This is a genomic window from Nostoc sp. (assembly GCF_036917135.1).
Taxonomy (GTDB): domain Bacteria; phylum Cyanobacteriota; class Cyanobacteriia; order Cyanobacteriales; family Nostocaceae; genus Nostoc.
Genome location: NZ_JBALEA010000087.1, coordinates 1 through 23,509 on the forward strand (window position 1 = coordinate 1; position 23,509 = coordinate 23,509).

Genomic DNA, 23,509 nt, shown 5'->3' on the forward strand with positions numbered 1-23,509 from the left:
AGTAGGCGATCTTTGGCAGTCGTAACGAGAGTTAGACTAAATTAGTCTAACTCTGTCTGTAGAATCTCAGTGTCTTTAGACCTGAGAGTGTCAATTCAGTAATCTTAGTCCACTGAGGGTAACTAACACTGTAGAACCTTCATGGCCAATAACGCCGATGGGTAAGTTAATATTTCCCAGAAAGTTGCCCACTATAAGCAACATAATGAAACCCAACGCTACGACTATATTTTGTTTGACGATGAGTTGCGATCGCCTGCCCAAATGCATCGCTACAGCAATTTTTTCTAACCTGTCTGCCATCAATACTATATCTGCGGTTTCCAATGCCACATCACTACCAGATATTCCCATCGCTATACCCACAGATGCTTGGGCTAAAGCTGGTGCATCATTGATTCCATCACCCACCATTGCCACAGTTTGATATTGTTGCTGTAGACGGCGGATAACATCTAGCTTATCTTCTGGCAGAAGTTGGGCATATACCCGATCAATTCCGACTGCTTTGGCGACACTTTGAGCAGTTTCCTGATTATCCCCGGTTAACATGACAATTTGTTCAACTCCCAGTTTCTTTAATCGGCTGATGGTTGCGGCTGCTTGCGATCTTACTTCATCTGCGATCGCAATTACACCCATCACCTCTACTCCCCGTGCAACCCAAACCATAGTTTTACCCTGTTGCTCCCAAGATTGAGCGATTTTTTGCAATTCTTCAGGTAAATTTCTGACATATTGCTGCACAAAAACAGCATTCCCAACAATTATCTGTTGTTCTTGAGCAATTCCCACAATTCCCTGTCCAGGTAAGGCTTGCACTTCGATTGCAGCAACCCAATTTAAATCACTAGCCGCCTGTACGATTGCCTTACCGATGGGATGTTCGGAAGATGATTCTACACTAGCAGCAGTTTTTAATACATCATCTTTAGTGTATTCACTAACTGAAATTACCTCAAATACCTGCAACTGTCCTGTTGTGAGAGTACCAGTTTTATCAAATGCGATCGCTCGGACTTTGCCAATCTTCTCTAATTGCGCCCCATTTTTAAACAAAATCCCCTGTCTAGCACCATTGGCGATTCCCGAAAGCAGCGTGGGCATAATTGCCGCCATCAGCGCACAGGGAGAAGCCACCACCAGGAAGGTAAGGGCGCGATAAATCGTTGTTTCCCAATCCCAACCCCAGAGAAATGGCGGTAAAGTTGCCAGTAATATCCCGGCGACTACAATAATTTTGGCATATCCCTTCTCAAAGCGATCGATAAACTCTTGATCAGGTGGTGCTTCCGTCTGCGCCTGTTCTACCAAACGAATCACACGCTGAATCAAACTGCTTTGGGCTGGTTTGTGTACCTTAATTTGCAATGCACCATAACCGTTGAGTGTGCCGGCAAATACTTCTGCACCCACTGTCTTCTCTACAGGTAAAGACTCGCCTGTAATTGCAGCTTGATTGAGAGTGCTGTAACCAGATAAAATTATTCCATCAGTAGGAATTAGCTCTCCGGGTTTGACGACAATCTCATCACCCACCTTTAGCTGACTGATAGGAATTTCCTCTTCCCTTCCCTGATGCAAAACCCTTGCTGTATCTGGTGTCAGGCTCATCAAACTACGGATACTCCGCTCAGTTTGCGCCATTGCATAGCCTTCTAATGCGCCACTGATGGCAAAGATCAGAATCAAAATTGCTCCATCAATAATTAGATGATATTCTCTTCGCCATAAGCCGAGGCTAGCAGCACCAATGGCGGCGACAATCATCAGCAAATCTACATCGAGTTCTTTTTCTTTGAAGAGGGTGGTTAATCCTTCCCGCGCACTTTCGTAACCACCAATCATATAAGCAGCAGGTAGTAGCAAGAATGCCAATCCCAACCAACCGAGATGCAAGGCGAACCATCCGAAAAATAGCAGTAAGCCGCACAAAAGGGCTGCTACGGTATCTGCGTGTTCTCTGCTGAATTGGGTGAAACGTTGGGGGTAGAGCATGAGAGGTGAATTAACAGGGACTCTCTCAGGCTAAACCTTGACATTGATGTTAATGTCAAGGTTTAGCCTGAAAAATGCTCTGACACTAATCGCCTCTGGCATCAGGGCGATCGTCATCGACTTTGGTATTGGTATCCCTAGTAATGTTCTCTACCTCAAAACTCAGACAAGACTGCTAATGAGGCTCTACAGTGGGCGTTCGAGCCTGGAAATAGCACTAAGCAAGACAGTATCTCCCGTGGCGCAGGCTTAAATTTATTGCAGGAGTTCATTGTAAAAAATCATGGAAACCTTACAATTTTTAGTAATGACGGATATGTCAATATAGGCGATAATATTATACATGAGAACAAATGTACTAATTTTAGAGGAACCCTGATTAATATTGCAATTCGGTGTGATGAATCTTGCTACTGCCTAGCAACTGAAGCTCATCAACTTAAGAAGCGGTTATTTTAAAGAGGGAGATAGAGGAATGGCATACAAAATTTTTGATGTTGTCGGGAAATACGCCATCAGCGCTGAGAGTGGACAGAAGGTATATGACCAGATTCATCCAGTTCTGCTTTCTGGCAACCCTGTAGAATTGGATTTTACAGGAGTTCAGGTCTTTGCATCTCCCTTTTTCAACTTTGCGATCGGTCATCTGTTGAAAGATATTCCAGCAGATAACCTTAATCGACTGGTTGAGTTCACTGCTATAAGTTCTGAGGGGTGGAATGTTCTTGAGCGTGTGATTGTCAATGCCAAGCATTACTATTCCGATGAGCAATTTCGTAATGCGGTTGATGCAGCGATGGCAGAGCAGGCTGCAACTTTTTAAAGCATGGTAGTCAAGCTTAAGATTCAAGCTGAGATCATCGACATCAAAACTGCCAATCCCCAGCAGGATGATATTTTTCTTGTAGATACCAACGTCTGGTTTTGGCAGACTTATACAAATGCTGGGTTTGGTGCTAACGCTTCCGAATTCAGTATTTATCTAACATATCTCAACCAAGCTCTTGTAAATGGAGCCACACTAACCTACTCTGGACTTATATTGGCGGAGCTTGCTCATATCATTGAGAGAACTGAATATAAGATTTATATGGAGTCTCATGGTCATCTGCCACTTAAGGAATACCGCCATAATGATCCAAATGTACGAATGAATGTTGTTGCCGAAGTTCAGTCAGCTTGGAGTCAGGTTAAGGCGCTTGCTGTTCCTCTTAATCTGACAGTAGATGACGCAACAACTGATGCAGCACTAAACAGATTCCAAACTCAAGCTGTTGATGGCTACGATCTACTACTTCTCGAAGCTATTAGCAGAGCAGGAGCAGGGAAAATTAAAATTATCACACATGACATGGATTATGCTGTTGTTCCAGATATTCAGGTATTTACGAGCAACAACTACGTCATCCAAGAAGCTAATAGACAGAAAAAATTATTGGCTAGCAGATAGTTGATCTAACCTAGGTTAAAGGCGATCGCCTTTCCTAAACACCCCCTTTAAGACCATAATTTGTGGAAATCAAGACCAACGATCTGACAATTAAGCAGTTAACGCACTTGGTAGGAGGCGGTTTAACTCCGCGGATGGTCAGACATTACCATCAATTGGGACTGCTACCGCAACCAGTGCGATCGCGCAGCAATTACCGTCTCTATACCCAAAAAGATGTCCTTCGGTTGCAACGGATTGTCGCACTGAAGCAGCAAGGGTTTCAGCTAAACCACATCCGCAATATTTTAGAAGTGGAACCAGAAGCCGATACAACTGTTAACCTGATGGGACAACTTCAGCAGCAATATCGGGCGGTGATGCAACAAATTTCTCAATTGCGACAAACTGCATCAGCATTAGAAGGATTATTGGGGCGCGATCGCCATTGTCAAATTATCCAGGCGGAAGTTTTGGCACAACTGAAGTTACTCGATGTCGAAACTCAAGCGGGATTGGGCGGATTGGAAAATCTCTGGAATGGCTTGGATGGAGAAATTCATACCCATTCGGAAGCTTTTACCGAATCGCTACAACTCTTATTACCTGATTTGTCTGAGCGTTCGGAAATTGAACAACACTTAATTTCTCAGTTGGTTTTGGCTTGTGGCGATGTGAGTTTGGTATCCTTTATCAAATTGAGTCGAGATGCGATCGCCGCTAGTCGAGAAGCTTTATCTTCAAGGTGTGAAATTGTTGTCGATACCCAAACGGTTGCTGCTGCTTTAGATCAAACCCGATTACTTCACTTGGGATGCCACACCGAAACCTTGATTGATAATCCCCATATTACCACTGCCACAGAAGCAGAACTCGCCTTTTGGCAACATGGAGAATGGCGATCAAAATTGCCGCAAGTAAGTAATGGTTGCATCCTGGTAGTTGGTTATGCTCCCTCAGTACTTCTGGAAGCTTGTGAAGCGATGGCCAACCAGAAAATTCAGCCTGCACTAGTAATTGGAATGCCCATTGGCTTTAGCCATGCTCCCGCAGCCAAGCGACAACTGATGCAACAAGGGATACCTTATATTACAGTTGAAGGAACTTTGGGAGGTGGCGCATTAGCTGCAACTGCCCTAAATGCCTTGGTTGAGTCACTGATTGATAAGCCAGATTGTCATTGTTATCTCAAAGATGTAGTAGATTCTTCTAAGTCCTGAACAATGAATACTGAGTTAAGACAGTAGGATACTCAGTACTCAGCACTACTGAAAATAATATTGTTAAATAATATTTAATTTGGTACACTTTACCAGCTTTAATAATTCAATAATTCATAATTGTGGCCATAAACTACCAACTTGGATAAGTTGCAATCTAACTTAGAAAAATTTATAGTAAACGGACTTTGGCAATTACAAGTATAAATTATCATGCTATACCAGCTACAGCGAAGTATAAATCAACATGAGTGCGCTGAAGTAATTAGAAGTAAAGATAACTCAGATGTATAATTAGCGCGTCTCCTCCATCATCCAAAGATCGCGGTTTAGGACTGGCAGACTTTCTATTTTTTACTTTAATAAGGTGTATATGTGGCAACAAGAAAAAAAAGATACTTCGATAGTCAGGCTGGTATTATGGGTTGCCCTAGCTACAACCCCGATGGCAGCAACTCTGGTGGTATCAGCACCGATGCTGGCACAATCTACACCTGAAGCTACCTCTTTTCCACTGCCGGAAATAGTGCAGAATGGGACGACAGTGCGGATTGACGGTTCCAGTAGCTTGGGTGCAATTAACCAAAGCCTGAAAGAAAGTTTTGAAAAACAGTTTGCCGGCACAAAGGTTGAAGTTGCTGCTAACGGTAGCAGTACAGCACTGAAAGATTTGCTAGATGGCAAAATCGATATAGTAGCAATGGGGCGTGGCTTGACACCAGCAGAAAAAGCCCAAGGACTAGAGCAAGTTCGCCTGCGCCGTGAAAAGATTGCCATCGTGGTTGGTGCAGATAATCCTTTCAAAGGAAGCTTGACTAATAGGCAATTCGCCCGGATTTTCCGGGGACAAATTACAAATTGGTCACAACTGGGAGGATCGCCAGAGAAGATTCGCTTAATCGATCACCCGAATACGAGTGAAACTCGCAATACTTTTCGGACTTATCCAGCCTTCAAGAATGCTGAGTTTGCTACAGGGCCAAATGCCACCCAACTGACTGACGATAATACCGCAGAAATTATCAAACAACTGGGCAAAGACGGTATCAGCTATGTGTTAGCTAATCAAGTGTCGAAGTTACAAGGTGTGCGAGTTCTGCAATTAAATCAAACCTTGCCTGATGATCCTAAATATCCCTTCTCGCAACCTTTAGTTTACGTTTACAAAAAAAATCCGAGTTTAGGCGTACAAAATTTTCTCGGCTTTACCTTGGCATCCCCAGGACAGAAGGCTATACAACAAGGTAGAACTACTGAAGCCGAGGCGATCGCCGCCAGCGTATTACAACCTATTGTTACGGCTTCTCCCACTGTTGAGACGACACCAACTGCTACACCTTCCCCTAGTGCCACTAGTTCTGCTTTTGGAGAACAGCCTTTTGTGGCGGCTCCAGCACAAAAGAGTCCGGTTGTAAACAAGCAAACCCCATTGTGGTTGCTGCTACCTTTATTTTTTATTAGTGTAGGTGGAGCATCCCTATGGTGGGTTCTGGGGAAACGCCCATCGTCCACCGAGAAAACAGACGACTTACCAAAATCAAATCCTCATCTACCCAGCCCAGAAGATGGAGAAATGGTGGTGCCCAATGGCAGCACAGATCCCTCCCCGAACGGAGTGATGCTTGAAGAGCAGCCAGATCCAGACTTTCAAGAGCAAGAAACCCGCGATCGCACTCCTTTCACCATCTACGATCAAAGACAATCTGACCTAACCGAGAATGCTACTCAGGGGTCATCAAATCTAGTCCCAGAGGCAACAAATGGCACCTCTAACCTCTATGAAGGCAGAACCTCAGATGTAGCTCATGGCTCAGAAAATAACAATTTGGGAGCCGCAGCTTTAACCGGTGGTGCAGCTCTAGCAACGGGCATGGGTGCGGCTACCTGGTCTGCCTTTACCAACAAAGAAACAGATGCGATTGATCAGACAGTCGAGCTAAATAATTATACTGAGGCAAGCCATCCTGAGTCTGATGAAGTTGCCTGGGACACAGAAGCCCCGGCAGCTGTAGTAAATACTTTATATCCTCACCTGGCTAATATTCCAGAAGATGTATCTGATGTGGAACTGCCTTCTGATGAAGTGACAGCTCCACTCCCAGAATTACCAGATGTGACTTCTGGCACATCTGAGTTTGAATATTGGGACACAGAAATTGGTGAAGATCAGATAGATCAGGAACTTCAGGCAGAATTGAACTGGCTAGAGAGTATCACCTCAACTGAAGATATAGCCCCAGTAGATGAATTGCCTTTACCACAGTCTGGCGATAGAGAACCCTCAGCGCCACAAACATCCTCACTGCCAGAATTGCCAGAAGATGCCTTGAATGTGGTGGCCGATGCAGCCGAACCGACGATCAATTTGCAATCTCAAGGAGCGCCGAATGTTGAGGAAGGTGTTAACTCCACAGATTTGGGCGCGGCTGCGGCTTTAGCAGCAGGGGCGGGAATGGTAGCCCAAGCTACTACTTGGGCAGCTGATGCCCCAGGAAAAACTGATATCGCCGCCGAAACAGCTATTGATTTGGATGAAGAGAGCAGTATTGTCCTCACACCGCATACTTACACATCGGCTGATGTCTCTTGGAAAACTATAGTCCGCAGTTCCCATTGGGCTGATGTCTCTTGGGAGATTTCCGAAACCAAGAAAGCAGCGCTGCGCCAACAAGGTGGCTCGAAATTGGTAGTGCGGCTCTATGATGTCACTGGAATAGATTTGAGTTATCAAAATCCTCAATTTGTCCAGCAGTATGAATGTGAAGAGACAGCACACGATCGCTTTGTAGAAATTCCCATCACTAATCGGGACTACATGGCAGAAATTGGCTATATCGCTGATGGCGATGGCTGGTTATTAATCGCCCGTTCTGCGATCGTTCGCGTTTTCAGTCGCATCCATCCAGATCCCATCGTTGAAAATCTGCCAATCACAGCCGAAACAGCTATTGGCTCGGTAGATGCAGATGAAGAGAGCAGTATTGTTCTCACACCACATACTCATACATCGGCTCATGTATCTTGGGAGATTTCCGCAGCCAAGAAAGCAGCAGCGTGGCAACAAGGTGGCTCTCAATTGGTAGTGCGGCTGTATGATGTGACTGGCATTGACTTGAGTTATCAAAGTCCCCAGCTCGTACAGCAGTATGAATGTGAAGAGACAGCACACGATCGCTTTGTCGAAATTCCCGCCAGCGATCGCGATTACCTCGCTGAAATTGGCTATATCGCTTATGGCGAACACTGGTTATTCATCGCCCATTCTGCGATCGTTCGTGTCTTCAGTCCGATCCATCCAGATCCCATCGTTGAAAATCTGCCAATTGCCGCCGAAACAGCTATTGACTCAGTAAATACAGATGAAGATAGTAGTATTGTCCTCACACTCCGCACTTCGACATCGGCTGATGTAACTTGGGAGATTTCCGAAACCAAGAAAGCAGCGATGCGCCAACAGGGTGGCTCCAAATTAGTAGTGCGGCTCTATGATGCAACTGAGATGGACTTGAGTTATCAAAATCCCCAGATTGTCCAGCAGTACGAATGTGAGGAGACAGCACGCGATCGCCAGGTGGAAATTCCTGTTACCAATCGGGACTATATGGCGGAAATCGGTTATATCGCAGATGGCGAACGCTGGTTATTTATCGCCCATTCTGCGATCGTTCGTGTCTTTACTCCTGTGCATCCAGATCCCACAGCTGAAAATGTCGCGTTAACAAGCGAAACTGTCTTCACTCCTGTGCATCCAGATCCCACAGTTGAAAATGTCGCGTCAACAAGCGAAACAGCTATTGGCTTGGTAGATTCCCAAGAAGAAAGCAGTATTACCCTTACGCCTCGAACTCCCAAATGGGCTTATGTCTCTTGGTACATTTCCCCGACTCAGAACGAAGCGCTGCAACAACAAGGCGGCTCTCAATTAGTAGTGCGGCTGTATGATGTAACTGGCGTTGACTTGAGTTATCAAAGTCCCCAACTGATCCAGCAGTATGAATGTGAAGAGGTAGCACGCGATCGCTTTGTGGCCATTCCCGTGAGCGATCGCGACTACATGGTTGAAATTGGCTATATTGCTGATGGCGATGCCGACGGCGGTAAACTACATTGGTTACTCATCGCCCGTTCAGCTAATGTTCGAGTCTTCAGTCGTTCCAACGGGGATTTTTGGTTTGTAGCAGATGCAGAGTTAATTATTCACGGAGCAACCCAACCAAATACAACCGTAAACATTAGCGGACATAGCATCAAAACCAAACCCGATGGTACTTTCCACTTACGTCTCCCCTTTTCGGATGGTTTAATGGACTATCTCATCACGGTAGCTGCTGATGGGGAATCAACTAGAACTATTCATAAGAAGTTCTCCCAGGAAACTTCCGAAAGCTAATATTAACCTGAGTTATCCCCTCTCACCTTATTCTCCCGTTTTAGGGGCGTGTAGGAAGGGGGGATTTTATTATATATAGTGGTTTTCAGATGGATGGAATACACTACTCTAATCCTTAATTTCTTAGTCCCTTTCCTTTACCAAAGTGTATTTTACACAACCGACAAGCGTTATATTTAGGTTACGTAATGCGACAGTTGTCTCTTCCTTTTGATTTGTCTAGCTCCGAGCCAATTAATACAACTTGGTTTCAAGATATTTTAGCCCTTCTTAGAGTCACGCAAGAACCAGCATGGACTGACAATTTTGGTAAATCTCTCCGCCAATGCCTGATCCAACAAGGACATACTCCCATTAAAACACTCAGCTTATTTTCTGGTGGTGGTGGATTAGACATTGCATTTCATGATGCTGGCTTTGAAATCATTCAAATGGTAGAGCTTGAAGCTAAATATGTTCAGACCTTACAAAGGAATTCTTTACCAGATAAATGGCTAGAAGGCTCTGAAGCTGTCTGTATTGATATTAGAGATTATTTACCTGAATCTCATTTGACAGTAGACTTTATTATTGGAGGTCCCCCTTGTCAAACTTTCTCTGCTGCTGGACGTAGAGCGGCTGGAGTGTCTGGAACAACTGATGCTAGAGGTACACTATTTCAAGAATATGTTCGTATTCTCAATGTACTTAAGCCAAAAGGATTCTTATTTGAAAATGTATATGGAATAACTGGTGCCAATGGAGGAGAAGCTTGGCAAAAAATTCAAAAAGCTTTTAGAGAAGTTGGCTATAATATTTATTTTCGGATTCTTGATGCTGCCGATTATGGAGTACCGCAACATCGAGAACGTTTATTTATTGTTGGATTAAAAGAAGGCGAATATTTATTTCCCTATCCTACTCATGGCCCAGATTCTCTGAATCAAAGTTCTTATTATTCAGCAGGAGAGGCTGTAGAAGGCGCTGATATTTCTGAAATGGAAATAGGTCTAGGTGGACGTTTTGGACATCTACTCGAACATATTCCACCTGGACTTAACTATAGTTTTTATACAAAAGAAATGGGTTATCCTAACCCAATATTTAGCTGGAGATCAAAGTTTTCAGATTTTCTGTACAAAGCAGATCCCACAAATCCACTACGAACAATTAAAGCGCAAGGAGGACAGTACACCGGACCTTTCAGTTGGGAAAATCGGAAATTCTCGATTGCCGAGTTAAAGAGATTACAAACTATTCCTGATGACTATGAACTTATTGGTAATAGGCAAATTTCCATTGAACAAATTGGAAATTCAGTGCCTCCTCAACTTGGGCGGATATTGGCTCTTAGTATTTTAGAACAAGTAATTAAATTTAAATTACCTTTCCCTATAAGTTGCTTACCTGAAAATAAAAAACTAGGTTTTCGGCAGCGTAAAAGAAAGTTAACGGAAATTTATGCTCAAAAGGCTAAATCTGCAATTATAGATTTACGTCAAGCCGGAAAGTTTTTATCTATTCCTCGTTTTAAATATGAAGACAAAGGAAAAATGATCAGATTTTTATCTGCTGATTTTTCTTGGACAAAAGAACAAACTGCTGAAGGTGTAAAAATTTATATATCCTACGATTTGAATGATACCTGCTGGCTGTTCAGAGCAGGTATTAATGATAATTGCGAAGAAGAAGATCAATTCGTGATAGATATTAATCCCTCTTGCGGTCATGATGAATGGGTTCTGGGAACGTGTTCAGTTAAGCTTTGTGCTAAAGCTCTTGGTACACAGTTATATACATCTCTTTGGAAAGCTTTTGAAGAAAAGTTAACTGAAGCTACAGGAAAAGCAGATTTAGTTCAGTTATCTGGATATTATCAATATAATGCCCGAATTAGTGGAATAATAACTTTTCATCCTCAGTTGAAAGTTAAACCACTTTGGCGTGTAATTCAATGTGTGACGAGGTGTATTGGTACTGCGGCTCAACTTTCAACCACAGAGCTTGCAGACCGATGGGGTGTGAAAGCAGAAGATATCTTTTCCTATCTTCAGTCTCTGCGAGCTATGGGTTATGAAGTTAGAAATCACAACACAAACCCACAAATTCCCAAAGGTGAGTATTTGATTCCTTATGCTTTTCCTACACTAAACCCTAAAAGCATACAACTTCGCAAAAATCTATAAACAGATCATGAATGAGCTACACCTGAGAGTCTATGCAAACAGAAGTGAGTTGGTTCTACCTGATGGAACAATTCAATACTTTCAAGAAGGAGGAATGAGTCAATCTGCAAAAATACGGTACAAGAAAATAGCAGTAGAACTATCTATAGGTTACTTGGAAAGACAGATTTTATTTTGCCGAGATTACTCATCGAATTTTGATTTCTTGGTCTTAAACCAAGCGCATAAACATCTTTTAGATAGACTTGTACAGTCAGTGACCAGCGAAGTTGGTAGAGCATTAGTAGGTTTGTCAATTCTACAGTTGTGCGTTAAAGCAATTGAGCCAAAGCAGAGTATTAGGTTACACAAAGGTAGTACGGCTACAAGAGACTTTTCTTGGTGTGATGGGATCTCTATGCGTTCTCTCGATAAACAATATATTACACCTGTGTTACGAAAATACGAACTACTAAGATTGAATGCAGATGGTTTCATGATGACACGCAGTTTAGCAGAAAATTACCCGTATTCATCTGTATATAAAGCCAACATGAGAGGCGCACGTTCCGAGTGGGTAAGTCTTGTTGAGGCAATTGAGAAAGACGAAGTAGTTTCTGAGGTAGCACTAGGCTATCTTCTTTCGCAACTACTCAATCAAGCAGATAACTTTAGAAGATTAGCTTTACAAACTATCGAGAATCTGACCTTATTTCTAGGATCAACAGTTGTTGATAAAGGCATTTCATTAAGTCTCATACTGCGTCACATTAATCAATCTGATTATGCGGCTCGTTTAATGGAGATAGCTATGCATAGCTTAATGCAGTCCATGCAAGAATACCAAGTTTTTCCCCACACTTTGCTAAAACCACTTTCACAAATGCGTTCAGCCAATAAGAAGCATGGCAATGTTGGTGATATTGAACTTTTAGAGGACAGGCAAATTGTGGAAGCTTGGGATGCCAAGTATGGTAAGTCATACTTGCGAGATGAAATTGAGGAATTATCAGAAAAACTGGAAGTACATCCTGCCATTAGAAAGGCTGGTTTCGTTACAAGTCTTGAAGCTGAACGAATTGATGAACTGATGTCTAGATGTAATGAAATTGAAGAAATATTTGGGATATCCCTAGAAATAGTTACTTTTAAGGAATGGGTAGAGCTACAGTTTGCTCGTACATTGGCAGAAGAGGCCGCAACTGAGCAAGAACTTGCTTCTGCTTGGCTCATAGCTTACACAGAATCTTTAGCACAGCGACGTAGAGACACTGCCCCAATTGATGAGCCATGTTATCAATGGCTGCTTAAACTAAACGAGACTTTGACAATTGAATAACTGAATGCTGCTCATATTCATGATTAGTGTGAAGTGAGGAGTTGAAGAGGTTGCTCAGACTTATTTTCTTAAGATTTTCAACTAGTCGAGCGTGCCATTCACTTCAAAAACTTTAATCCCACACTATGTTGCGTAGATTACCTTGTGAAAAATTGCTTGAGTTAAACATTTGCTAGATGCTACCGTCTACGAAATGGAACAGAAATTGAAGGGTTTTTTTAAGTATGAAGCGTAGACACAATGTAGCGTATGGCTTGACATCGCTGATTAGTTTTAATTTACTATCTAGTCTAGTTGCATTTGATGGTGCGATGGCTGCGCCAACGTCTTCGACGAACGCAGCACCAACGTCAAAGGCGATCGCCACAGTACCGAGAACCCCAGACAAAACTGTTAATTGCGAGATTTTAGTTGTGGGTGGTGGACTATCTGGTGTCGCCACAGCTTACGAGGGCTTACTAGCAGGGCGAACAGTTTGCCTAACGGAAATTACCGACTGGCTGGGAGGACAAATTTCTGCTCAAGGGACATCTGCGTTAGACGAACGCCCAACTCAGCGAGCTCTCAAATTCTATTCTCGCGGCTACCTAGAATTGCGAAACCGCATTGGGCGCAAATACGGTAAACTTAACCCCGGCGACTGTTGGGTAAGTGAATCTTGCTTTCTTCCCCGCGATGCTCACGCTATTTTGACGCAGATGCTGAAAGATGCCGAGAAGCAGGGCAGAGGTAAGCTGCAATGGTTTCCCAACACAGTAATTAAGGATTTGGAAATCGCTACTGATGGCAAAATAATTAATAGTGCGATCGCCATCCAACATCAACCACTAAAAGGCGCACCACCTCTCAATACTTTTACCTTATCTCAAACTATTGAAGATAACTATAGCTACGAAAACTCATCTCGATTTACTAAAACTATTCTCCGTTTTATCCCCAAGGCAACGAAAGGGGATGCTCCTAAATGGTATGTCGTAGACACCAGCGAAACCGGCGAAATTATCGCCCTTGCAGATGTTCCCTACCGATTAGGCATTGATGCCCGTTCCTACCTAGAACCATCTGCTTCCAGTACCAACAACGATCCATATTGTCCTCAAGGCTTTACCTACACCTTTGCAATGGAGGCAACCAAGGAACCGCAACCGCAGACAATGCCCCCATTTTATTTAGAATACGCCCCATATTTCAGCTATGAATTAACCCGACTGGCTAACTTTGATTTAGTTTTCACCTATCGGCGCATTTTGAGTCCAAACAAAGGGAAGCCAGAAAAATTCGGCGGTGTAAATTTTACTGCGCCCACACCGGGAGATATCTCCATGCAAAACTGGACTTGGGGTAACGACTACCGCCCCGGAACTGCTAATGATAACCTAATTTACACTCGTCAACAGTTACAAACTACTGGGCAGTTAAACCCAGGGGGTTGGATGGGAGGATTGCGGACAGAAAGCCTCCGCAAGGCTGAGGAAAATGCCCTCTCTTTCTATTACTGGTTGGTAGCTGGGACTACAGATTCCAAACTGGGGGATGGTGTCAAGCAGCAGCAACCCAATAACCGCTTTGTTTCCGGTTTAAATTCCCCAATGGGGACAGTGCATGGTTTATCGAAATACCCTTATATGCGCGAGGGACGGCGGATTATTGGCCGCCCCAGTTGGGGACAACCCGAAGGCTTTAGGATTGGGGAAATTGATATTTCTCGTCGAAATTATAATGATGAGTATTATTCCAAGACTTTGCCAGCAGATATGTATCGTCGGCTACGAGCAGCCCTTGCAGGTTTGGAAGCAGTATCAGTAATTGATGGTAAAATTCCACCAGACAAAGCAATGCGACGCACTCGTTCTACCATTTTCCCCGACGCTGTGGGTATTGGTCACTACGCCATAGATTTCCATCCTTGCATGGTGAATAGTCCCCCAGAAGCCCCTGGTAACACAGAACGTCCAGGCGAAAGACGTGGCGCTGGACTTGCTTATCCCTTCCAAATTGCTCTGAGGGCAATGATTCCTCAGAAAATCGACAATTTGCTAGTAGGAGGCAAAAGCATTGCTACTAGTCATATTGCTGCGGCTGCCTATCGGGTACACTCCTTTGAATGGTCATCTGGCGCAGCTGCGGGAACTGTGGCTAGTTTTGCGCTCAAAAATGCGATCGCACCTTACCAACTAGTCAATGACTTACCCAAGCAAGAGCCACAACTAGAAGCACTCAAAAAGCTTTTGCAACAAAATGGCAACCCTACCGCTTTTCCCGATACATCTATTTTTAACGAAAACTGGGATAGTTGGAAATAGGGGATTGGGGATTGGGGATTGGGGAGTGGCGACTGGGGACTGGGAACTAATTATTTCTCCCTCATCTCCCTCATCTCCCTCATCTCCCCACTCCCTCATCTCCCCAAACAATGAACTAAACTAGTTACTTATAGTTTAGTTTTGTAAAATATTGTTGATCAATTGTTCTACCATTATGATACTTTCAGCAGATTTTTACGGGATGGCCACAGCACCAACTATCGCTCCTGAACGGTCTAGTCAAGTTATCCGTAAGACTTATCCGAATTACAAAGTGATTGTATTAAACGATGACTTTAATACATTCCCACATGTGGCTGAATGTTTGATGAAATATATTCCGGGGATGACTGGCGATCGCGCGTGGGATCTGACTAATCAGGTACACTATGAAGGTCAAGCGATCGTCTGGGTTGGTCCCCAAGAACCTGCGGAACTCTATCACCAGCAGCTGCGCCGAGCAGGTTTGACAATGGCACCTCTAGAAGCAGCTTAATCATCATGGGCAAACCCTCCGCAGATTCCCTCCGCACGGCTTCTCTACGAGACGCTACGCGAACGCAAAAAGCTGCCAGACTGGTTTGGAATCACTCAACACACCTTTCTGGCCTTATTCCCATTTTAGAACGTCTTTGTCAACACGATGGTATCCAAACCGTGACACCGGGAGTCATTGGACGGGCAAAAGGTCACTGTCCAAAAATGCAACTGCGCGTCTCAGTACCAATTCGCGGCGGCTATAAAGTCATCGCCCGACAGGGAAAGACGGTACAAGAGGTGTTTATTTTAACGATTTTGCCCCAAGATAAACTAGAAGCGGCATTAGCGATCGCTATGAGATAGTTAGTTAATCATGCCCAATCCCCAATACTTCGGCTTACCTCGACTTCGCCCTTCGGCTACGCTCAGGATAGGCTCGGCACAAGTCGCGGTAGTTGAGCATAGTCGAAACTCAGTACAAGTCCCCAATACTTCGGCTTCGCTCAGTACAAGTCCCCAATCCCCAAATTACTATTCCTCAACTCGATGTACTGCAAATTTGTGTAGCGGCAAACTAACGATGCAAGAAAAAGTTAAGAAATATGACAGCGCTGTAGTTATTTTCAAAGTCATCACCACAGATTCCCAGCCTGGTAAAACTATTTTCTCTATGCCAAAAGCTACACAGTAAACTAGCCAGTAACTAAAGCTCATTCTAAATAGAATCCGCTCTGTTTCTTCCACATCATTTGTTTCTTGCTTACCGTCCCACAGTAACACCAGTCCAATAATGCAAGCTACAAAGGAAACAGCAACTACAGATTCGTGACAAAATATATTTAAGGAATGCATTTGTGTTTATTCCCACATTTTCTAGTTAAAATTCAGTCTAAAGGAATATTCCTTGCAGAAATACAAATTATTTACAAAGCTCAATAGAGTAATAAGATTTATGTAAAGAAATGCAACAAAAATTTTTGTTTTGCAAATCTAGATATTTTTAATAAGTAATATGATGTCCGCATAAATAGTTATGATTCCCACAGACATTGCACCCCACCCCCAACCCCTCCCCGCTCTTCGGGAGGGGAGACAAAGCGTAGCTTTGGCGGGGTGGGGTTCTTCGGGTTTAATAAGTAATCAAGCGGACATGATATAATATCATGTCCGTATAAATAATTATGATTCCCACAGTCAAATAAGTAATGGGTATTACTCATTACTCATTACTCATTTAATAACACCGTTCTACTTAGCTGAAAGCGTAACGCACCGCTTTACTATGGTTGATAGCGAAGGCTAAAGTAAAAGCCATCATCCTGAGCGTTATTACCACGATCGCTCAGATCGATAAAGGGAAATCCATAATCGAGCCGCATAAACAGATTATCAATTCCCAATGCCTGATTCCACAAGAATCCTAAGCCTGCACCCACCAAAAAAGTTTGATTGGGTAAAGTATTGGGATTATTAGACTGATTCCAGACGGCTCCCATGTCCACAAATGGCGCAAGTTGAATTGTAGATAATCCCGATTCATCGCGCTGCACTGTGATCCGATCTTCCATCGCTACCCGAAATCCATTATCCCCAGAACGGATATTTTGGCGATACCCCCTTATAGATTGTCCACCGCCAATCACAAATTGCTGTGATGGTAAAAGGCTATCTGGTGTTAGCTGTAAGTCTGCTTGGATGAGTAATAAATGATCGTTGCTGAGTTGCTGCACTCGCTGTACTTGACCTAGCCAACTGAAAAAGCGACCATCAGGTATGGGGTCACTGTTGATAGTTGCGTCTAATATGTCAATGCCAAAATTAAATTGCGATCGCAAAAACCAGGCTCCTTGAGGTTCGCGTCTGGTATAATCTTGGCCAAATTTAATTACACTGGTGCGGCTTACACCATTGGCATCAGGCCCAATGCCAAAGGGGGTTGCCAGGTTATCAAAGAGGAAAGTTTGACCATCTTGATAGGTAAATCCCAAGGATAGGGCAAATTCTTCTTTGGGCGATCGCACCAATGGTTGACGATAATTGATTTCATAAAGATCCTGGTTTGCCCGAATGCCAAAGGCATTAAAAGGTGGCTCAGTAATTTCACTGCGATTAAGTGCGGCTCGAATCTGCACTTTGCCATTCATGGCGTTAACGGGGACTTGATAGCTAAAATCAAAGGCATCAGAACCACCAGAAAGTGTATGGTAATAGGAGCCTGCTAACTCATCTCCCATACCGGTTAAATTGCGATCGCGCAGTTCCACACCCAATCTTTCCGCGCCAATACTGGGAGGGGAATAATTATCTACACCCAAGCTACCAGTTATCGGCTTTGCCTCTTCAACTCTCACAACCAGAATACTTTGAGCAACCTTACCCGTTGGACGCAGACGCGCTTCTACATTTGTAAATAGGGGATCAAGTCGCAACAGTTTCAATTGTTCTTCGAGTTTAGCAGTGTTCAGAGGAATACCAGCACCTAATTGGATGCGACTACGAATATAAGATGGGTTTAATCGTCGCGTTCCTTCGATGTCAATCTCTGTCAAACGCCCTTCCAACACCCGAATTACCACAACACCATCGGCGTTACTAGGTTGCTGAGTCTCTGGAATCGCTCTAGAATTTATATAGCCTTTATTTAAGTAAAGTTGCGTAACGGCATCTGCGGCTTGTCTGATTTCTTCTAAAGTCAAATCCCGTTCTTCAAAGGGTTTCACGACTCGATTCAAGTCATTTTCATTAAAAACGGTGCTACCTACAACCTGGATTTTGCGAACCCGAATGCGTTGGGGTTTTTCTGGTTGGGGGTTCGGTTTTGGTTGATTGGGGTTAGTTACCGGAGGAGGTTCTATTTCTTGTACTATTTGTGACTTCGGCTGACTGCTATTTTCAGCCGAGTCTGGTGTCAAGATATTTGCTGTAGCTCTAAGTTCATTTGTAGTTACAATCCAGACCGTAGGTAAAATTACCAATCCGCACTGAAAACGAAAACTATGCTGACTCCATTTAGTAGTTGCCAAACTCCGCAAACTGTCTAACTGATGAGATAAATAGACAATTCTTTGCTGAGTCGTTGCTCTCGGCTTAACACCAGTTTTTGTTTCTTTTCTCATTTATCCTCAGTGGGATGCCTTATCTAATGATTGGGCTGATTTTGATTTTTGAGTATGCTATGGCTGTATGAGTATTTCAATATCATATTTTTGACATTCAGATTTTAGAAGATTTGTAACTAAAACTATAATTAACAGCGATTTCATCTCAGTAATAGTCCTTAGCATTATATTGTGGTGACAGGTAGAATAACTTGGGAATACTTCGATGTCGCCACTGATCTCCATTGTCATCGTCAATTACAACCGGGAGTCTTACCTTCAAGAAGCGATCGCCAGCGTCTTAAAGCAGACATGGCAAGACTTTGAGCTACTAATTTGGGATGATGGCTCTACAGATGGATCAGTGGCGATCGCTAAGGCTTATGCTCAACAAGATGGGCGAGTGCGGGTAGTCGAAGGACACCATCAGGGAGTTGCTGCGGCTTGCAAGGCAGCGATTAGCCAAACTAGCGGCAATTACATTGGCATCGTCGATAGTGATGATATCCTCGCCCCTACCGCCCTTGCCCAAACTGCTAAAGTCCTGAACCATCACCCAGAAACAGGATTTGTTTACACCGACTACTTAAATATTGATCGAGACGGCAAAGTTATCGGCTACGGTCATCGTTGTGATATTCCTTACTCCCAAGAAAGTCTGTTGGTGAACTTCATGACTTTTCACTTCCGCCTCATGCGGCGATCGGTTTACGACCGAGTGGGAGGTGTCAACGAATCGTTCTCTTGCACTGCTTATGATTATGACCTATGTCTGCGACTTTCAGAACTAGCCCAGGTAGGCAGAGTCAAAGAACCACTGTATTTTTATCGAAATCATTCTCAAAACATCTCTGTTAATCGAAAAAAAGAACAAATCCTCTGGTCTGGTAAAGCGATCGCCCAAGCACTTTGGCGACGCGGATTAGCAAAAAAGTTACAAATCGATGTAGAATTAGCCACAGGTCGCTTCACATTGCGGCGTAAAAAATCTTTACTCCCCACCGTCGCCGCTTCGCTGTTAGCTATTGTCCCTCTGGTAATAGCTATGAGTGCAGAATTAGCCCAAGGACAAACAATTGTCCCTGCTGCTGATGGAACGCACACAATTGTTACACCCAACGGCAACCGACTTGATATCACCGGCGGTACAACTTCTAGAGATGGGGCAAACCTCTTCCACAGCTTTCAACAATTTGGGATTTCACCAGAACAAATCGCCAACTTTCAAGCTAGTCCGGCGCTGCAAAATGTCCTTGGTCGAATTACAGGCGGTAATCCTTCTATTATCAATGGCTTAATTCAGGTGACAGGTGGCAATGCTAACCTCTTCTTGATGAATCCAGCCGGATTTATTTTTGGAGGAAATGCCAGTTTAAATGTGCCTGGTGCTTTCACGGTGACAACAGCCAACGGCATAGGTTTTGGCAGCAGTTGGTTTAACGCTATTGGTATTAATGACTACAAGAATTTAGTTGGAAACCCTAACGGATTTGCCTTTAGTAGTAACCAGGTGGGGGCGATCGCAAATGCGGGAAATTTGGCAGTAGGTGCGGGGCAGAATTTGAATTTATTGGGCGGTACTGTAGTCAACACCGGGCAACTTTCAGCACCGGGAGGGCAGATTACTATTACATCCGTACCCGGACAAAATTGGGTGCGTCTCAGTCAACCAGGAAATCTTTTAAGTTTGGAAATTCAGCCCCTCACTTCTAGTAGCAGCCAACCCAATAACTGGACAATTCCCATTGCATCTTTACCAGAATTGCTCACAGTTGGTAACACTGGGTTAACTGCCAATGCTGATGGTACTGTGCAATTGACAGGTTCTGATGTCAAAATTCCCACAAATCCAGGTACAACAATTGTTTCGGGCATTGTGGATGTATCGAGTCAAATAGGTGGTACGGTAAGTGTTTTGGGTGAACGAGTCGCGTTGATTGGTAGCAATATTAACGCCTCTGGAATTAATGGCGGTGGTACCGTCTTAATTGGCGGCGATTACCAAGGTAAGGGGACTTTACCCAATGCCAATCAGACTTATGTTGACTCAAACTCCGTTATTGCAGCCGATAGCAAATTGAATGGAAATGGTGGACGGGTAATTGTTTGGGGTAACGATACAACCCAATATTTTGGTAAAATTTCGGCTCGTGGAGGTCTTAACTCTGGCAATGGTGGTTTTGTGGAAGTTTCGGGTAAGCAAAACCTGATTTACAGTGGTAATGCTGATCTGACTGCTAAAAATGGTATTATTGGTCACTTGTTATTAGACCCAACCGATATCAATATTGTGGCTACTGCTCCACAACCGCAGGATGGCTCTTTGCCTGTAATCTTCCAAAATGCGACTCCAGCAACCTTCACGATTTCCCAAAACGCCCTACAAAGTCAGGATGCTGCGATCACTCTACAAGCAACTAACAACATCACAATTGACAATGGCGTATCTTTAAACTTTGTAAATAATATAGTTGGAGGAGCAATTACATTTACCGCAGATGCAGACAATAACGGTGTCGGCGCATTTACGATGGGTACAGGCAACACCATCAACACCAACGGCAGACAAATCAGCATTTCAGGAGCCAGCTTATCACTGGGAAATCTAAACACAACTCGTAATTTCCCTAAAAGTGGGGATGTAACTTTGTTTGCGAGTGGCAATATTAGTGCAGGCGACATTATTGCTAGTGGAAATGGCTATGCATCTGGCAATATAGGTGTCACCAGCACCAATGGTACAATTACCTTAGGCAACCTCAACACCAACAACAATACCTTTTTTAACAATATAACTGGTGGCTCAGTAGCTCTCAATGCCGCAAGCAATATTACCACAGGGGCAATTGACTCGTCTGTAGTCAATACTGGAGGTGGCAACGCTACAGGTGGCAACGTTACTTTACAGACTACCAATACTGCTGGCAGCACAATTGGTTTTACCAGCATCAACACAACGGCCACAGCAAACCTTGGTGAAGGTAACACTGTTCAAGGTGGTAATGTGCAGGTGCTAACCAATGGACTAGTTCAAGGAATAGGGACAATTAATGACACTGGTATAACGATCGCTACTGGTGGATTTTTTACTGGTGAAGGAAGTCCGACGGTTCAACCTCTTGCGGGAGGTACTGTCACAATTCGACATGATGGTGGCCCAAACAATGCAGATTTTATCGTCGGCAATGCAACTGTCAATGGCACGGCAGGAGCAATTAATACAGGCGATAATTCAATCACTGCTTCCACTAATTTTCCAGTTTTGCCTAATGGCGGAAATGCAACTGGTACTCCAATCGGCATCACTATTACATCTGTGAACACCCCGCCGACAATAACAACAAACACACTCCTCTCATCCAGCGCCCAACCCAATCAACCCTTTTCTTTCACATTTGCTGCCAGCACTAGTGATGTGAATCTCGATAATACCACCGTTGTCATTGATGCCATCCAATCAGGAACCCTGAAACGAGGCAATACTGTTTTAGCTGCGGGAGACACATTAACTATCGGTGAAACATTAAATTATACGCCACCAACTAATACCATAGGGCTAATCAATGCTTTCACAGTCAAAGCTAACGATGTCAAGAATGGAGGCCCTAACGTTCTTTCATCCTCAACACCTGTACAGGTAGCAATCGGTGTCAGCAAGCCAGATATAATATGCCCACCTCTTTCTTGCACCTCAGTACCACCACTAACACCACCAGAGCAGGGTAAGGTTAGCGGTGGTATTGATCTCACCACCACTCCTGAAGGTGGTTTCACAGATGATTTTGCCAACCATTTAGGCGTACCCACTCCTAGAATTAAAACACTGGATGATGCCAAAGATATTGCTCGCAAAATTGAAGAAGCCACTGGTGCAAAACCTGCATTTATCTACATCAGTTTTGTTCCTGTGGAGATTCTCCCAGGGGGAAATTTAGGGAAAGCTCAAAAATCTACTAAACAGTTAAATACCGTAGCAGAACAGGGTAGCGATCAACTGGAAATAGTGGTGGTAACAGGAAAAGGTGATCCAATCCGCAAGCGCATCCCAGAAACTACCAGAGCCAAAGTTCTCCAAGTAGCTCAAGAATTTCGTGACCAAATCGTTAGTCCACAAAACCGTCGCCGCACCGGTTATTTGCGTTCATCTCAACAACTTTATCGCTGGATTATTGCACCACTAGAAGCCGATTTACAGACGAAAGGAATCAACAATCTGGTTTTTTTACCAGACATCGGTTTACGTTCAACCCCAATGGCAGCACTTCATGATGGTAAGAGGTTTCTAGTAGAAAAATACAGTATTGGCTTGATGCCCAGTCTCAGTTTGACTAACACCCTTTATAAAGACATTAGAAAATCTCAAGTTTTAGCGTTAGGGGTTTCTCAGAGTACTCAGGGACAAGAACCTTTACCGGCAGTTCCCCTTGAGTTATCAAGACTAGTGTCTAAACTTTGGCAAGGCAAATTATTGTTAGACAAGCAAGCCACTTTAGAAAATCTCAAAACTATCCGCCGCCAACAACCTTTTGGGATTATTCACATGGCAACCCATGCCGATTTTGCCACTGGTGCTTTGAGTAATTCCTATATTCAACTATGGGAAGACAAGTTACGCTTGAACCAATTACGACAGTTGCGGTTGAATGAACCCCAAGTTGAAATGCTGGTGCTAAGTGCTTGTAGAACAGCCTTGGGGGATGAAGAGTCCGAACTAGGATTTGCGGGTTTAGCGGTGCTGGCAGGTGTGAAAACTACTGTTGCTACTCTTTGGTCGGTTAATGATGCTGGTACAGCAGCGTTGATGACGAAATTTTATGAGAACTTAAAGACAGCTCCGATTAAGGCAGAAGCTCTCAGACAGGCTCAGGTAGCTATGGCTAAAGGGCAGATTTACGTAAAGGATGGTCAAGTGCAAGGTTTGGGAGTAGTGGGGAATTTACCTTTACCTGCTGATAGTGCTGATGAATCGCTTATGCATCCTTATTATTGGGCTGGATTCACAATGGTTGGCAATCCTTGGTGAAGGTAGGGAGTGAGGGAGAAAGAAATTTTTCTTGTTGTGTAAACGCATCCACATCCAGCAATTCTCATTATTTATTGGATCTATG

At 43.7% G+C, this 23,509-nt stretch carries 14 protein-coding genes; 11 read left to right on the plus strand and 3 right to left on the minus strand.

All coding sequences use genetic code 11. The features are described from left to right. Positions 1–90: 90 nt before the first annotated feature. Positions 91–1,998 (minus strand): heavy metal translocating P-type ATPase, encoded by a 1,908-nt coding sequence (locus tag V7K50_RS26990; protein WP_334965515.1) that lies wholly within the window; start codon positions 1,996–1,998, stop codon positions 91–93. A gap of 37 nt (positions 1,999–2,035) precedes the next feature. Here V7K50_RS26990 and V7K50_RS26995 point away from each other — a divergent pair, with 37 nt between their 5' ends. From V7K50_RS26995 to V7K50_RS27040, 10 genes are all read left to right on the plus strand, one after another. After that, on the plus strand, positions 2,036–2,251 hold the full coding sequence (locus tag V7K50_RS26995) for a hypothetical protein (protein WP_334965517.1): 216 nt from the start codon (positions 2,036–2,038) through the stop codon (positions 2,249–2,251). A 222-nt stretch (positions 2,252–2,473) separates the two neighbouring features. Then, a complete protein-coding gene (locus tag V7K50_RS27000) occupies positions 2,474–2,821 on the plus strand; it encodes an STAS-like domain-containing protein (RefSeq protein WP_334965519.1) in 348 nt (115 codons plus the stop codon). Positions 2,822–2,824: 3 nt separating this feature from the next. Then, complete coding sequence (locus V7K50_RS27005; RefSeq protein ID WP_334965521.1) at positions 2,825–3,448, plus strand: hypothetical protein; 624 nt, start codon at positions 2,825–2,827, stop codon at positions 3,446–3,448. 68 nt (positions 3,449–3,516) lie between these two features. After that, complete coding sequence (locus V7K50_RS27010) at positions 3,517–4,647, plus strand: precorrin-8X methylmutase (RefSeq protein ID WP_334965671.1); 1,131 nt, start codon at positions 3,517–3,519, stop codon at positions 4,645–4,647. Positions 4,648–5,020: 373 nt separating this feature from the next. Beyond that, positions 5,021–9,037, plus strand: a complete 4,017-nt coding sequence (locus V7K50_RS27015) for a DUF4912 domain-containing protein (protein ID WP_334965524.1) — start codon at positions 5,021–5,023, stop codon at positions 9,035–9,037. A 188-nt stretch (positions 9,038–9,225) separates the two neighbouring features. Further along, complete coding sequence (locus V7K50_RS27020; protein ID WP_334965526.1) at positions 9,226–11,202, plus strand: DNA cytosine methyltransferase; 1,977 nt, start codon at positions 9,226–9,228, stop codon at positions 11,200–11,202. A gap of 7 nt (positions 11,203–11,209) precedes the next feature. Then, a complete protein-coding gene (locus V7K50_RS27025) occupies positions 11,210–12,520 on the plus strand; it encodes a hypothetical protein (protein ID WP_334965528.1) in 1,311 nt (436 codons plus the stop codon). 224 nt (positions 12,521–12,744) lie between these two features. Next, the gene (locus tag V7K50_RS27030; protein WP_334965530.1) at positions 12,745–14,823 is read left to right on the plus strand and encodes an FAD-dependent oxidoreductase; all 2,079 of its coding nucleotides are present in this window, start codon (positions 12,745–12,747) and stop codon (positions 14,821–14,823) included. Between the two features lie 175 nt (positions 14,824–14,998). Then, the gene (gene clpS, locus V7K50_RS27035) at positions 14,999–15,319 is read left to right on the plus strand and encodes an ATP-dependent Clp protease adapter ClpS (RefSeq protein WP_334801657.1); all 321 of its coding nucleotides are present in this window, start codon (positions 14,999–15,001) and stop codon (positions 15,317–15,319) included. Positions 15,320–15,324: 5 nt separating this feature from the next. Beyond that, complete coding sequence (locus V7K50_RS27040) at positions 15,325–15,666, plus strand: DUF2103 domain-containing protein (protein ID WP_334965532.1); 342 nt, start codon at positions 15,325–15,327, stop codon at positions 15,664–15,666. A 168-nt stretch (positions 15,667–15,834) separates the two neighbouring features. On the opposite strand, the gene V7K50_RS27045 is transcribed toward V7K50_RS27040, so the two are convergent. Then, positions 15,835–16,155 (minus strand): hypothetical protein, encoded by a 321-nt coding sequence (locus V7K50_RS27045; RefSeq protein WP_334965534.1) that lies wholly within the window; start codon positions 16,153–16,155, stop codon positions 15,835–15,837. 428 nt (positions 16,156–16,583) lie between these two features. Beyond that, positions 16,584–18,419, minus strand: coding sequence for a ShlB/FhaC/HecB family hemolysin secretion/activation protein (locus V7K50_RS27050; protein ID WP_334965536.1), 1,836 nt, complete (start codon positions 18,417–18,419; stop codon positions 16,584–16,586). A gap of 208 nt (positions 18,420–18,627) precedes the next feature. Here V7K50_RS27050 and V7K50_RS27055 point away from each other — a divergent pair, with 208 nt between their 5' ends. Continuing rightward, positions 18,628–23,424, plus strand: coding sequence for a CHAT domain-containing protein (locus tag V7K50_RS27055; protein WP_334965538.1), 4,797 nt, complete (start codon positions 18,628–18,630; stop codon positions 23,422–23,424). Positions 23,425–23,509 lie beyond the last annotated feature (85 nt).